Raw genomic sequence first — 14518 nt, forward strand, 5'->3', positions numbered from 1 at the left:
AGACAATCGCTCGCCCAATTGCCGGGGTAGGGAGGGCAGGGCAAGACAGCGCCCAGCCGCATCTCCACGGTTTCATTTTCCCGGTCCGAGCTCTGGTCTCCTTGAGCCGGAGACCAGAACTTTCTGTCCGCAGGGAAATCGCCTGTGCACCCGGAAAAACGGCAGGACTCGAGCGCGTGCAACTTGCCAATGGCTGCTGAAGTATCCGCAAAAACCTCCCGGAATAGAGGAAACCACGAGCATGAAACTCAAGCACTTTATCCCCTCCATCTTCGCCGCAACGGCGCTTTCCGGCTGCCTGAATGACGGCTCCGTGCCGGACAAGCACGCAATCACCTTTGAGAAACCTGTTCCAGCTGGCGGGCCTTCCAAAGCCCAGAGCATGGCAGCCCTACGGCAGTGGCTGGTTGCAAATGTCCCAGAAGGCGACACCGCCAAGGATGTGAGCGTGGGACCGGTCCGCTATGCGGCCGTCCTGTGGCCGTTCCCGGAAAAGGATTTCTTCGTCTGCGCCCGCTTCACCGCCAAGAACCGTTTCGGGACATACGAGCCGCCACAAAACGCCCTGATGACCATGCGCGTCTATGACCCTGCAAAAGGCTGGGAACCGGCGCTGGTCAAAGGCGTGGAGCACGATGCGTACCGGCAATACTGCATCAGTCAGCCGCACGCTTAGCAGGCGCAATTTAGGTCAGATAGACTGACTTATTTAACATAAGCAGGATTATAGCGCAGAGCGCTTTCAGCGCGGCCCAGGAGGCATCCGGGCCGCGGAACCCCGGTTATTGCCGTTCGAAAACAATGACTTGCGAGGCGCCGCGGGTGTCCCGAGCTGTCGGAAGGCTCGCGTTGCAAAGAAACGAGGGAATACGTCATGGGCCACAAAGGACATACCCAGCTTGTCAGAGGCGGCCAGACAACACAACACTGGACCCGCATGGCAACACAGGTGCTCAAGTACAGCACCTCAATGGCCGCCGCCGCCTTCACCATCACATTTCTGGTCCTGGTCGCCCGGAACTACGAGCTGGATAAGGTGCGGCTCACCGGCATCTACTGGATTGCGGAATTCAACGTCGAACAGCGCGGCACTGAACTCCGCGAACTCAATTATGCGGATCTCGGCGGGCAGCGCGTGAAGCGCACCGCTGGACAGATCTATGCAGACCCCGATTTACGCAAGATCTATGAGCTTTACGCGGCAAATGCCTGGCGTTTCCTCTATTTCTCGCTGCTGCCCGCCGCTGCGGCATTTGCCTTCACCTTCGCTGTTTTTGCCATAGTCGGCCGGTCGCTGAAGGAGGAAGAGCATATCCGGGGCGCGCGCCTGGTTACAGCCAAGGAGCTGAAAGCCTGGTCCAGGCGAAAATGGCGCGACTACGAAAAGCGCTTTGGCAAGGGCTCCAAGAAAGGCCCCCGCTACACGCTGGCCGGGATCGAATTTCCCCCCAATGCTGTAGAGGCGCAGATCGGTATCACCGGCACCGTCGGCGTTGGCAAGACCAATGCCATGCACGAGCTGCTGAACACCATCCGGGCGGTTGACGGCCGGGCCATCATCTATGACCGCATGGGCGGCCTGCTGCGGGACCATTACGACCCGGAAAAAGACATCATCCTCAACCCCTTCGATGAACGCTCTGTGGGCTGGTCTCCCTTCAACGAGGTGGTTTCGCCGGAAGGCTTCGCGCAGATCGCCGAGGTGATGATCCCGGATCAGCAAGGCTCTTTGGACAGTTTCTGGACCCAATCCGCGCGGCTTGTCTTCCAGTACGCCGCCCGTGAGCTGGCAAAGGCCGGAAAGACCACCAACGCAGATCTCCGCAAGGCCATCATGAACATTCCTTCAGAGGAGCTGGGCAAGCTGGTGGCAGCGACGCCCGGCGCTCATTTCTTCGGAGAGCATGTTGCCAAGACCTCCGGCTCGATCCGCGCCAACATGATCACCGAACTGCGGTTTCTGGAATACCTGCGCGATGATGCCGAACCTTTCTCGATCCGGGATTGGGTTGTAAATGACCGGCCCGGCTTTGTGTTCCTGACCGGTAACGCGGAACAGTCGGCCGCGGTGCGCAACATCGTCTCCACCGTCTTTGAAGTGGCCGCCAACGCGCTGATGACGACAGAAGAAAGCCGCGACCCCAAGGTCTGGTTCTTCCTTGATGAGGTTCCAACCCTCAACAAGATGCCCTTCCTGCCCAAGAGCCTTGCGGAGATCCGGCAGTTCGGCGGCGCCTTCGTTGTAGGCTACCAGGTGTTTTCCCAACTGGAAGACATCTACGGCGGCAAGGCAGCTGAGACGATTTCCGGTGTCCTCAACAACCGGGTTGTCTTCAACACCCCCGACTACAATACGGCGCAGCGCTCCTCCCATTCGCTCGGTGAAGAGGACGTGATCGAGCAGCAGGAAAACATCACGCTCGGTGCCCACGACACCCGTGACGGTGTGGGCATTGTCGGCCGCCGCATCCAGCGCGCGATTGTCACCCCGTCAGAGATCCAGTCCCTGCCCCAGTTCGTGGCCTACTTCCGCCCGGCCTATGACGCCCCGACCGCCAGAGTGCGCTTTGAACCTGTGCCGACCACGGCCACCGCGGAAAAGTTCGTCCCCTACAAGGGCAACGGCTTCGATGCGGGCGGGATGCAGGTCACCGCGCTAAACGTGGAGATCCAAGAGGGCGAGACCGCGGAAAAGGGCTTCGCAGCCCTGAAAGCAGAAGAGCAGAAGGCTGAGTTTTTCCGCTTCCTGGACCGCGTGCGCCCCGAAGGCGCTGTGCTGATCGAGGATCCCGCCAGCATCCCGGAACGGGACTGGTACTGGCAGCACTTTGCCACCGCCCGGGTGCGCGGCCGCGATCTGAAAGAGATCGGCCCGCCGGATCCCTATGCAGGCTTTGTCAGCAACGGGGCCGCCAAAGCCCGCGAAACCGCCGCGCTCCCCTACCCCGGCACCGCGTCGGCACACCCGGAACCGGCAGCTGCACTGGCAACGGAAAGCCCGGGCCAACCTAGACCCGCGGGCGATGCGGAAGCCACCAGCGGGCCTGCCCTGCCCCTGTCTCTGCAGGCGCATTCGGGGATCGGGCAGGCCGAGCCGAACCGGAAGACCCCGCAGCACACTGTGGAGCTGATAGAGGCACCCGCCAAAACATCCGCCGCCCGCGCCTTGCTTGCAGTTGAGACCGCCATCCGGGGAGTGAAGTGACATGATGTCGATATCCACCGTCTCGGCCGGGGCAGCGGCCAGCGGCTATTACAAACAGGAAGGCTATTACAAAGCGGGAACCGAGGAAGGCAAAAAGGCAGCCGCCTGGTTCGGCAAGGCTGCGGAAGAGAACGGGTTGACCGGCTATGCCGATGACAAGCAGTTTGCACAGCTGCTTGATGGCCAGGCTCCTGACGGAAAGCTGATGGGCCGCTATGTGGAGGGCGAACGGCAGCACCGGCCCGGGCTCGACCTCACCTTTTCCGCGTCCAAGTCAGTTTCAGTGGCAGCCCTGGTGATCGGCGACACGCGCATCTTAGACGCCCATGATGCCGCGGTGCGCGCGGCAATGACTGTGGTGGAAGAGCGATTCATTAAAACGCGCTTCCAGCAGGATGGAGAAATCGTCACAAAGAACGGGGAAGGCATCATTGCCGGAATTTACCGGCACGATACGTCCCGTGCGCTGGATCCGAATTTGCACAGCCATGCCGTCATTGCAAACATGGTAAAAAACGAGAACGGCGGATTTTCGGCACTCCGGAATGACGCCGTCTACAAGAACCGAAAGATCATTACAGAGATCTACCGCTCCGATTTCGAGAACCGGATGGCTGATCTTGGTATTTCTACGGAGCGCGGGAAATACGGCGAAGTGAATATTTCCGGAATTCCGCAGGAAGTGACCGAAGCTTTCTCCAAACGGCGCCAGGAAATATTGCAGGCCCTTGAACAGAAAGGTGTTGAATATACGGCCGATAACGCCAGCAAGGCGGCCCTTGCCACACGCGCAGCCAAACACAAGGAAGTCGACCGAGACGCGCTGCGGGAAACCTGGCGCGCGGATGCGCTGGCTGCCGGGCTCAGCCGGGACCAGCTGGACCTCGGCCGGATGGGGCACGCTGCCCCTCAGCCTGTGGTGCCGATTGTTCAGCAGCGCCCGATCGCCCCCATTGCGGAACCTGGCCAGCCGGCCGGCATGTTTGAAAGGGCCAAGGCCATGCTGACCAGCGCCGCTGCTGTGACGCGCGTGCAGACGGACCCCGGGCAGGCTGTAAACCGAGCCATCGCGCATATCAGCGAACGGGAATCCGCTTACAGCCGGGCCGACCTCACCGTGGCCGCCATGCGCTTTGCCTCCGGCTCGGACTTCAAGGCGGTGGACGCGGAAATCAACCGGCAGATCAAGGCTGGACGGCTCTTCGAAAGCGGCGGGGACGGGCAGATCCTGACCGACAAGGCTTCGGTGGACCTGGAACGCTCCATCCTGGCCACATGGCGGCAGGCAGAGAAAACCGGCGGTCTGGAGCTGAACGGGTACAGCGGGCACAGCGGTGAAAGCACCCTGCTGACAAAGCTTGCCGCTGCGGCCAGTCTCACCGGCGGGCAGCGTGCGGCAATACAAACGTCCCTGACCGGCGAAGGCCGCTATGTCGGGGTGCAGGGCTTCGCGGGCACCGGCAAAACCTTCATGCTGGAACGAATGGCCCATTACGCCGCCCAGAGCGGCTATGAGGTGAAGGGCATGGCCCCGAGCCACCAGGCGGTGCAGGAGCTGGCCAGCGTTCTCGGCAGCGCGGAAACGCTCGCCAAGGTCACTACCGCAGAACGCCACCATCCGCAGGAGGCGGACAACAGCAGGACCATCCTTGTGGTCGATGAAGCCTCAATGGTGTCGGCCCAGGACATGCGCAGCTTCATGGAGTACGCGGAGCGCACCGGCGCGCGCCGCGTCGTCTTCGTAGGCGACACCCGGCAGCTCGACGCGGTTGCGGCAGGTCAGCCGTTCGCGCAGTTGCAGAAAGCCGGGATGCGGACCGCGGTTATGGATGAGATCCGCCGTCAGCGCGACGAGGATCTGAAAGCCTCCGTCTATCACGCGATCCGCGGCGAGGTGAACTCCGCCTTCAACCGGCTGGAGGACAACGTGCTGAAGGTCGATAATCCGCGCCAGGACGCAGCCGTCCGGTACCTTGCCCTGGCCCCGGCCGAACGCGAGGGCACCCGGATTCTCACCCTCACCAACGCGGCCCGCTCAGAGGTCAACGAGGCGGTGCGCACTGGCCTGCGGCAGGAGGGCAAGCTGGCAGGGGAAGAGACAAAGGTGAGCGGCCTTCTGAACCGCCAGCTGACCGAAACAGAACTGGCCGACGCCCGCAGCTATGCCCGCGGCGATTTGATCATGTCCGTGGCCACCAGCAAGGAATACGGCCTCCGGAAGAACAACCTCTACGTGGTCCGCGAGGCCGATCACCAGCGCAATAGGTTGACCGTCGAGCATGAGGAAACCGGCACCCGGTCAACCCTTCCCCTTGATGCCAGGTTCAATCAGCGGGAGCTTGGAAAGGCGCTTGTGGCCTACGAGCGGGAAGAGCGCAGAATGGCCGCGGGGGACCAGGTGCGGTTCCGGATCACAGACCCGGAAAGCGGCATCAAGAACGGTCTCCGGGCTGAAATCAAATCAACCTTCGGCGGCGTCATTGAAGCAGAAACACCGGACGGCACCCGCGTCACCGTACCGGGCAACAGTCTCGCCGCCCGCGGGCTGGAGCATGACTACGCCGCCACCGCGCACGCGGTGCAGGGCGAGTCCGTGGACCGGGTGATCGTGGCCATGCGCTCCACCGAACGGCTGGCGACGCGGAAGAGTTTTTACGTGGAGATCAGCCGGGCGCGCGATGAGGCAATACTGCTGACCGAGGATCCCGAGCGCCTGTCCAGGACCATCGAGCGGGAAACCGGCCTCCGCCAGACCGCGCTTGATACCTGGATGGATGGGCGTCTCGCGGGTGCCCGTGAGCGGCAGCCCGAGGAGGAGAAGATCAGGGAACAGTCTCAGGAAAAACCAGCGGCGGCGAAGGAGAAACAGGCCAGGGAGAAAGACGCGCAGACCCCCACCCTGCCCGGCCTCTTCGATGAGAAGATGAAAGAATTTGAAAAGCAGGCCGAATTGATCCTGCAACGCCAGAAGGAGATTGAACGATGAGAGAGGCATCGCAGAAAGTCAGGATTGTCCTCGGACCGGTGGCCCGGCAGCTGATTGATGGCCAGGACGGGAACCGTCCCAAGGCGCTGGACGACGCCATTACCGGCCTGCTGGAGCAGCTGGAGAACACGCAGGCCAATGCCGGTGGCAACGCCCCTTTGGCGGCGCGGCTCGCCTCTTTGGAGACGGCCGTTGCGCGCCAGACGGAGGCTCTTCAGAGCCTCACCCATGCCGCCACCCTGGAGATGAAAATGATCCGCGTGCTGATCGCCTCACTGATGAGCGAGAGCAACGAGGAGCATCAAACGATCCTTGCACTGGCGAATTCGGCCGTGGAAGAAGCCCATGCAAAATCCCGGATGCTCGGGGATGCCGAGCTGGAAAGGTTGCGGGAAATCGAGGCCTCTGTTCAGACGGCGATCCTGCGGGAAATGGAGCGCGGCGGCCAGGAGCACGAGTTGGAAACAGAAGCGGAGATCGAGCGGTGAGCACCTCCCTAAAACAGCCGGAATGCGGCCTGCCATTCTGTGCCATCCCGTGCCATTCGCGTGGCACGGCCGTGCCATCACCTATGGCATGGCCCTTCCGGCCCTTAAAAATAAGGCTCCACAAGGGTCTAGCAATGCCAGATTGCCGGAATGCCAATTTTGGCCATTAAATCAGCGCCTTACGCTGATTGCAGCTTTGCTGCGTTATGTGTGGACCTTCCATGAGGCCCAAAGGGCCGAATTGGGCGTTGCTGGCCCGATCCCTTCGAGAGGGCTGAGCCAAGAGCCCGACTGTGGAGCGGTGCTTAGCGCCTCAATTTCCCGCTGGGGCGGGAGGGTGAGAACTGCCCCTCCGGCCTTTCTGATCGCGATCCTGGCTCCTGTGACGGCCTCTGCTGACGGGTGGTCCAGCTCAATCAGCTTTAGCCTGAAAGAGACCGCCGAGATCCGGGAAAACCTCGCTTCCGCTCCCGCCTCTTCCCGCAGCAGCTGGGACTTCGCCGCACGGGAAAGCGAGTGGGTTGCCCTCAATGCCTTTGAGCTCTCGCGGCCGGGAAAGCAGCCCCCTGCCCCGGCCTCCTTCCGGTTGCCTTCCGGCTCCAGTGTCAAAAAGCTGTTTGCCCTCATCGCCTTTGCTGAAGCTCCCAGCGGCCGCTATGACGCAATCCACCACGGCGCCAAGGTGAGGCCAGGCAAGAAACCCTCGCAAATGACCCTTGCGGAAATCTACACCTGGATCGACCGCACGCCGGGCGAGCCCCATGCCATCGGAAACTTCCAGATCATACCTTCAACCTTGCTTAATCTGCAGAAGCGTCTCGGCTTGCCTGACGGAGCCCGCTTCAGCCGTGCGACACAGAACCGGATGGCAGCTCTCCTGATCTCTGACGCAGGGTATCAGAAGTTTGCGTCTGGCAGGATTTCACGTTCCGCCTTCATGGACAACCTGGCGCGCATCTGGGCTGGCCTGCCGCTGGCGTCCGGAAAGTCTGCTTATCATGGATATGCCGGGAACCGCGCGACCATCACGCGGGCTTTCTACGGCAAGCAGATGGAAAGGATCTTTGGCTCCGGAACAGCGCGGATCACTGCAGCTTCTCCGGTGGCCCAAGCAAAACCAATGAATGCAGTCTGGACACGGCTGGGGCAATGATCCGGATCATCACCAAAACACCCCTGATTACCGCACTGGCATTACAGGAGCGGGGTTCAACTCTTCCAGTTTTGTGCGGGGTTGAGACACGCAAATGGGAAGCCTTCAAAACGCAAAAGGCAGCATTCCGAGCTTCTGAAAGATGGCGCTAAATGCGACATGCAGGCGGCCGGTTAAGTGCCTTGGCCGCCCTGTTGATGAACAATTTGAGTGGCAGTATCTGAACTTGTTAGCCACGTCTCCAGACTGAGAACTGGTCAAGGCTTCGGAAAAACCCGCCCGATCTTACGCCGCACAAAAAAAGGAAATACACGGCCGCGAAAAGCCCTGACCAGACTCCGAAGATCGAGGCCCAGGATAGGGTCAGAAAAAAGAGTGCGCCATGTACAGTCAAATGCCCCTCCAAACCTCGGGATGCCCTGGACACATGCCGGGGCGGCTCTGACTATAACAGGCTAGAGGTTAACAAATCCGGCCGGGGCTGCAGCCGCCTGCGTTCCTCCCGGTTGAGGCTCTGGAACCGGGAACTTCTGTTTCCAGTTGCCCGCATTTCGGCGCAGATATCAAAGCAGCGGAGATACTCCCCGCCCTACCGCGCTTTGGCGATGATGCCATCTTTGCCAACAGCTGCGATGCTATCGGAAGTGCGGCGTGTCAGGTCCACCCCGTCGGCGGAGATGCTGGCTTCCGCGAACTCTGTCTTCTTCAGTACAGATCCGTCTGCCTCCACCCAGGTGGTCTCGCTGCTGCTTTCGCGGGTGATGGAACCATCATGGCTGATCCGGATCGAAATGCCCGCCACCGCAACCGATACTGAATCTTCCGTCACAAGAACCCCGTTCCAGGCATCCGGGAAATCGCGGCGCAGGACAATCTTGTCCTGGCGCAGCTTGATTTGCACGTCCTGGTCCGTGTCCCCTGCTGCGCTTCTGACCACAACAAAGGCTTCCTGTTCGCTTGGATCATTGTGAATACTCGCACTGGCATTCTTCGGCGGCCACACCTTCGGGGCTGCGCGCCGCGCGCCTTTCTGGTCCCGGTGGAAACCGATATACAGCTGGGCAGAGCGCCAGGTCTGGCGCAAGGAATTCACAAGTTCAGACATTGGGCTTAATCCTCAACAGAATGTGCGCGCACCGGACCAAGTCGGGTCCTCCTAGCGCAACTAATTTTGCTCAAATTCATTGCTGCAGGCGTGGGGACTGGCCTCGGCCAGTCGGCAGCCCAAAAGTTCATAGGGTATTAGCAGCACGGTTAGGACAGGCCCTTACTCCATGCAAGACAAGGTTCGGCTTACGCCTGGATGGCACCGTGATGACGCGCCTCCCGTGCGTAATCCACAAGCGGCTTCGACGGTACCCAGTAAAGGTCGCGTTCGATCCTCAAGCCAAAGGGACCGCGGACTGCCATCAGTTCCGGGATGTACACGCTGCCCAGCTCAGGGCAACCCATACCCAGGTCACATAGACCAAAGGCGATATTTTTGTCTTCAGGATCAATTTCGCTGATTAACCAGGTTGCGGAGCCCCAGGGCGTGAATAGCTTCACCACCGGCTGACGCGACATGTCTTCCACAACCTCCCCTGCCCTCTCCCGTGCCGCAATTGCCCCGTTCTGCAGCAGTTTCTCAAATTGGCCTTTCGTAAACAGGTTCATACCAAACGTCTCCTTTGTGTCATGGCCATCGGGAGGCCCCCTTTGGCTCTGGTTTTGAGCAGAGCCCTGCAAGGGCGCCGTCTCTAAAACCTGACCCGCTGGCGAAGCGTGGGGGGTAGCAACTGCAACCGGAAACCGATGGGAGTGGTGCGGCCCGCAGGCGCAGCCGAGGACACGGTCCCGGCGGTTTCCGGTTGCGGGCGCGTGGGGGCAAAGCCCCCTAGCAATCCGTCGCAGCGGCGTTCGGCTTGCCCGAACCCCAAGACAAACAAGGAAAGCAGGTTTCTCAAAAGTCGGGCAAACTGGTCCTTCCGTTTTCTTGCAGCAACTTGGCGCCTTGCCAGCGTGATCACCGCAAAGCTTGATAGTCAGCAATTTCTATACTATTTTCTGACAAGGAGATACGCCATGATCATGTCCAAGATAAAACAGCGCATCATCGGGAAAGGCCGCGGGTCAATTTTCACGCCGACGGATTTTCTGGATATCGGATCCCGCGCGAGCGTGGACCAGGCTTTGTCGCGGCTGGCCGGCCAAGGTGTAATCCGCCGCCTGACCCGGGGACTCTACGACTACCCCAAGAAAAGCCAGCGCTTCGGTTTGCTGTCGCCATCTGCTGATGACATTGCAAAGGCAATCGCACGCAAGGACAATCAGATCCTTCAGCCCTCCCCTGCCATGGCCGCCAACCAGCTGGGCCTTTCCACGCAGGTGCCGTCCAAGCCGACTTATCTGACCGATGGCCCAACACGCACCAAGACAATCGGGCGGCAAGTGATCCAGTTTCGGAACGCTTGCTCCAAAACCCTTGTTGGAGCGGGCCAGAAGACCGGCGCGGTATTCCAGGCACTGCGCTATGTCGGGAAAGACCGGATCGATAACCACGTAATCGATAAACTGGCTCAGACGCTGAATAACCGTGACCGGGCCCTGCTCTCCAAACAAAGCAAGCACGTACCCGCCTGGATGCACCCTATCGTTCAGCAGATCGTCACGCAGGCCTGAGAATATGGAGAAGTTTGCCAACGAAACACCTGAAAACCGGGACGAAGCCTTTCAGGAAACCGCCGCGCAGCTTGGATTGTCCAAGGCGATTGTCGAGAAGGATTTCTGGGTCTGCTGGTCTCTCAAACAGTTGTTCGCCCTGCCCACCTTTGGAGATCATATGATCTTCAAAGGCGGAACATCCCTTTCCAAAGCTTATGACGTAATCCACCGCTTTTCCGAAGATGTGGATCTGTCCCTCGACCGGACAAAGTTTGGCTTTGACGGCGATCGGGATCCTGAAAACACTGACCTATCCGGCAAAAAACAAAAACAGCTTCTCCAGGAACTGCAGGATGCGGCCGGAAAAATAGTCACCGGGCATCTTCTTGATGAAATCAAAACTGCATTTGATGCTGGTTTGGAGCAGGAGTTTTCACTGCAGGTTGACCGCAGTGATGCGCAAACACTGCTCTTCAGTTACCCATCAATCGCAGCATCGTCAGATAGTTACGTTAAACCTGCGGTTCGCTTTGAATTTGGTGCACGGGGTGTCCACCTGCCTGCCGAAGACCGGAAGATTTCCCCATACCTGCACCAGGCCTTTCCGGATCTGCTGGACACTGGCGAGATCGAAGTGAAGGTTTTAGGTGTCGAGCGCACCTTCTGGGAAAAGGCAACAATCCTGCACATGCTCTACCATCAGGATACCGCCAAGCCACTCGCTGACCGCATGTCTCGCCATTACTATGATATGGCTCAGCTTATCGGCCATGAGGCCAGGTCCCGGGCGCTCAGCAGCCTCGATCTCCTGGATCAAGTTGCGCATCACAAGTCGGTCTTCTTCAAGGCAGCCTGGGCCAATTATCAAGATGCAAAACCGGGCACGCTGCGATTGATGCCAAATAAAGAACTCACAACCGCATTGCGCAAGGACTACGCTGGAATGCAGGAAATGATCATCGGACAAGCCCCTGACTTCGATGAAATCCTGCACGCACTTGAAGGCTTCGAGGCTGAAATCAATAGCTGAGTACAACGACTAAATTCTGATTGAATTAGTATCCAGGTTAAAAGCCTGCCACTTGTCACAAATAACATTATCTGCTTTGACAACGTCAAACCGAATACACAGGTGAGACATGACGATAGATCTGAACGGACTGAATGCGGCTGAGCTCAATGCCCTGGCCAAAGAAATCGAAGCCCGCAAAGTTGAAGTGGAAAAAGAAGCGAAGCAAAACGCCTATTCTGAAATGCTGGCCATCGCCGACAAACACGGTGTGCCCTTCGAAGAGGTGATTGCGCTTCATGGCGCTAAGGGCCGAAAGTCCGGCGCAAAGGCACCGGCCAAATACGCCAATCCAGAAGACGCATCCCAGACATGGAGCGGCCGCGGGCGCAAACCGGCGTGGGTTCACGAAGCATTGAAAGCTGGCAAGTCCATTGAGGATCTTGAGATCTGAAGGCTCAGAGCCTTGGCTGCGCAATCCGACGCGACAATAAACTGCCTCAAGAAAGATAGCGCACCGGTGGCGTTCAGCCGCCGTGCAACGTCTTGGCTACTCCCTGCGCTGACAAAAAGTCAGACACTAGGCCTAGCCCCTTTTTCAGGACTTCCGGCCCATTGGCCTACCCTGAACGCCAATAGGAGCGCGGTTAAGGTATCGCTCACACAGGGCGACTGCGGGAACTCGGTGCTTGCGAGGCGCACCCTCAAGCTTCAAAGAACTCTAGATTCTCTGCCCTGGCCGGCTTGCCGACGAGACTACAGCCGTGCACGAGAAGCCCTAAACGGCCATCCAGTATGAACATGGCATCAGGATCCTGGTGAAGACATGCGTCGGCAAGACCGGCCCATAGCCTGCTGGTAGTGCTCTAGAAACGCCATGATCGGATGTTCCGACTGAGAGGAGCAGATGGCATCCACTACCAGCGGGCCGGTATCGAACCCGCCGGACTCCAGTCCCCGCTGCACCGAGTCCACGATCGGCCCGTCCTCGGCAAAGGTGGTGGTGCGGTGCTGCAGGATGATCTCCTCTTCAACCGCGTTCGGCTCAGGCTGCGGCAGCCACCAGTCAACCTCGATCTTGGTCCGGTTCACAGCCAGAGGCTTCCAGCGGTAGGTATTCACGATGCCGCCCGGGTAGACCTGCAGCGCCAGCAGCGGGAAAAACCACCAAGTCAGGAATTTATCAGTCTTCGCCTCCGGATCGGCCACATAGGAATAGCTCTTCTTCCCGTCGGGCCTCGCGGGCGAAACATGCTGGATGCCGTAATCATAGCCGCGGGTGCGGTATTGGTCCGGATCCACCACCCCGGTGGTCAGCGTCTTATGCACCACAGCGCAGTGGTAGCACTCGTTGAAATTCTCGGCGACCACCTTCCAGTTGGCCGCGGCCAGCCGTTCAGTCCGTGCCGCGCGATGGTAGCTCTCCAGGTTCGGCGCATAGTCCTGGATCTCGGGAATGGCCTCAGCCGCCAGTTCAGCAAAGGGCATGGCGTCTGCATCCAAGTTGACCAGCACCAGGCCGAAAAAAACCTCGACCCGCACTTGGCGCAGGTGGTGCCGCGACTTGTCGAAACCGGGGAAGTTCGCGGCATTGGGAGCCGCGCGCAGCTGCCCCGCGGTGTCATAGGTCCAGGCGTGGTACGGGCAGGTCATCTTCTTCGCACAGCCCTTGCCCTCCAGCAGCTCATGACCGCGGTGGATGCAGACATTATAGAAGGCTCGGATCTCCCCGTCCTGGCCGCGCATCACGATAACCGAGGTGCCGGAAACATTCTCCACCACGTAATCGCCAGCATTGGGAATGTCATTGGCATGGCCGATCAGCTGCCAGCAACGGCGGAAGATCTTCACCTTCTCCTCCGCAAAGAGCGCTTCCTCCGTATAGCTGCGGGCCGGCAGGGTGGTGTAAACACCTCCGGCAAAGCTCATTTCCCCCATCTCTCCTCCTCCGGGCAAAACTGGCTATCCCGCAGAGTGCCGCCCTGCAGGCAGCGCTGCGCCTCCATTCCCGCCCAAGGGGTCGGAAACAGGCGGCCTGATTACGGCAGGCACGGCGGTTTCAGACCTTGATATCAACAGCTTGTGAAAGGTGATGACGCATTTGCGAGCCGTGACAGATTTTTGCGCCGGAAACACGGGGCTATCCCGTTTCAGAAGGGACATACCGTCGCTGAGATTTGAACAAAGGACCTGACCATGAAGACGCAAATCCTCATCACAGCCATGATCGCCGCCGTTGCCCTGCCTGCTTACGCCGGCGGAAGCCGCCTCAAGGCGATGGACCTGAACGGCGACGGCAAGGTGACCGTCTCCGAGGCAGTGGAGGCCCGGGTGGCCAAGTTCGACGGTGCCGACACCAACGGCAACGGCAGCCTGGACAAGGGTGAGCACACAGCGATGCTGGAGGCACTGAATAGCCAGCGCAAACGCGGCGGCGGTGCCAAGCGCACAGGCAATGCCGATCCCTTCACCATGACTGACGCCGACGGCAACGGCAGCATGGACAAGGGTGAGCACACAGCGATGCTGGAGGCACTGAATAGCCAGCGCAAACGCGGCGGCGGTGCCAAGCGCACAGGCAATGCCGATCCCTTCACCATGACTGACGCCGACGGCAACGGCAGCATCTCCAAGGCGGAATTCCGGTTTGTCGCCGAGCAGTTCTTCGCCCGCGTAGACGCGGACGGCAATGGCGAGCTGACCCGCAGCGACTTCCGTGCCCTGCGCAGCCAGAAGAGCGGCTGACCTGCAATACCGGGCGGCGCCCGCGGCTGGGTTTGGAGGAGCCCTTACGCCGCGCGATGCGCGCCTCCGCGGGGGCCAGGCAGGCCGCGCCTGCCTGGCCCAACGGGGCTCTACTGAATTTCGATCAGGAACCTTAACACCCAAGCCGACCTTTGCGACTCTGCAAATAACGTCAACAGGGCCCGGAGCCGACCTCGGATGCATCACAGGATCGGCGCCATGTTGGCAACAAGAACGGCCCAGAGCGGTCACTCGCCACAGTAACCGGGCGCTGCGGTGCGGCCCGTCA

General features: G+C 59.9%; 12 protein-coding genes. 9 read left to right on the forward strand and 3 right to left on the reverse strand.

Annotated elements, in window-relative coordinates; all coding sequences use genetic code 11:
* Nucleotides 1-241 precede the first annotated feature (241 nt).
* From ACFMBG_RS21880 to ACFMBG_RS21900, 5 genes are all read left to right on the forward strand, one after another.
* Nucleotides 242-676, forward strand: a complete 435-nt coding sequence (locus ACFMBG_RS21880; protein ID WP_421056791.1) for a hypothetical protein — start codon at nucleotides 242-244, stop codon at nucleotides 674-676.
* Between the two features lie 261 nt (nucleotides 677-937).
* Nucleotides 938-3205, forward strand: a complete 2268-nt coding sequence (locus ACFMBG_RS21885) for a type IV secretion system DNA-binding domain-containing protein (RefSeq protein WP_421056792.1) — start codon at nucleotides 938-940, stop codon at nucleotides 3203-3205.
* 1 nt (nucleotide 3206) lies between these two features.
* Nucleotides 3207-6191 (forward strand): MobF family relaxase, encoded by a 2985-nt coding sequence (gene mobF, locus ACFMBG_RS21890; RefSeq protein ID WP_421056793.1) that lies wholly within the window; start codon nucleotides 3207-3209, stop codon nucleotides 6189-6191.
* Nucleotides 6188-6679 (forward strand): hypothetical protein, encoded by a 492-nt coding sequence (locus ACFMBG_RS21895; RefSeq protein WP_421056794.1) that lies wholly within the window; start codon nucleotides 6188-6190, stop codon nucleotides 6677-6679. The genes mobF and ACFMBG_RS21895 overlap by 4 nt, the downstream gene beginning before the upstream one ends.
* Before the next feature lie 196 nt (nucleotides 6680-6875).
* A complete protein-coding gene (locus ACFMBG_RS21900; RefSeq protein ID WP_421056795.1) occupies nucleotides 6876-7832 on the forward strand; it encodes a lysozyme family protein in 957 nt (318 codons plus the stop codon).
* Nucleotides 7833-8421: 589 nt separating this feature from the next.
* Here the strand turns inward: ACFMBG_RS21900 and ACFMBG_RS21905 are convergent.
* Together ACFMBG_RS21905 and ACFMBG_RS21910 are read right to left on the reverse strand one after the other, a co-directional pair.
* Nucleotides 8422-8937 (reverse strand): hypothetical protein, encoded by a 516-nt coding sequence (locus tag ACFMBG_RS21905; RefSeq protein WP_027255863.1) that lies wholly within the window; start codon nucleotides 8935-8937, stop codon nucleotides 8422-8424.
* 188 nt (nucleotides 8938-9125) lie between these two features.
* Nucleotides 9126-9488, reverse strand: a complete 363-nt coding sequence (locus tag ACFMBG_RS21910; RefSeq protein WP_421056796.1) for a DUF2958 domain-containing protein — start codon at nucleotides 9486-9488, stop codon at nucleotides 9126-9128.
* A gap of 408 nt (nucleotides 9489-9896) precedes the next feature.
* Here ACFMBG_RS21910 and ACFMBG_RS21915 point away from each other — a divergent pair, with 408 nt between their 5' ends.
* The 3 genes from ACFMBG_RS21915 to ACFMBG_RS21925 all read left to right on the forward strand — a co-directional run bounded on the left by ACFMBG_RS21915 (nucleotide 9897) and on the right by ACFMBG_RS21925 (nucleotide 11938).
* Nucleotides 9897-10493 carry a DUF6088 family protein gene (locus ACFMBG_RS21915; RefSeq protein ID WP_174149562.1) on the forward strand — a complete coding sequence of 199 codons (597 nt, stop codon included), beginning with the start codon at nucleotides 9897-9899 and terminating at the stop codon, nucleotides 10491-10493.
* 4 nt (nucleotides 10494-10497) lie between these two features.
* A complete protein-coding gene (locus ACFMBG_RS21920; protein ID WP_421056797.1) occupies nucleotides 10498-11505 on the forward strand; it encodes a nucleotidyl transferase AbiEii/AbiGii toxin family protein in 1008 nt (335 codons plus the stop codon).
* Nucleotides 11506-11614: 109 nt separating this feature from the next.
* Nucleotides 11615-11938 (forward strand): H-NS histone family protein, encoded by a 324-nt coding sequence (locus ACFMBG_RS21925; RefSeq protein ID WP_421056798.1) that lies wholly within the window; start codon nucleotides 11615-11617, stop codon nucleotides 11936-11938.
* Nucleotides 11939-12291: 353 nt separating this feature from the next.
* Here ACFMBG_RS21925 and ACFMBG_RS21930 read toward each other — a convergent pair whose 3' ends face one another.
* On the reverse strand, nucleotides 12292-13413 hold the full coding sequence (locus ACFMBG_RS21930) for an aromatic ring-hydroxylating oxygenase subunit alpha (RefSeq protein WP_421056799.1): 1122 nt from the start codon (nucleotides 13411-13413) through the stop codon (nucleotides 12292-12294).
* A 267-nt stretch (nucleotides 13414-13680) separates the two neighbouring features.
* Here ACFMBG_RS21930 and ACFMBG_RS21935 point away from each other — a divergent pair, with 267 nt between their 5' ends.
* A complete protein-coding gene (locus tag ACFMBG_RS21935; RefSeq protein ID WP_421056800.1) occupies nucleotides 13681-14229 on the forward strand; it encodes an EF-hand domain-containing protein in 549 nt (182 codons plus the stop codon).
* Nucleotides 14230-14518: the final 289 nt, after the last annotated feature.

The organism is Leisingera coralii, assembly GCF_049056525.1.
GTDB lineage: Bacteria > Pseudomonadota > Alphaproteobacteria > Rhodobacterales > Rhodobacteraceae > Leisingera > Leisingera coralii.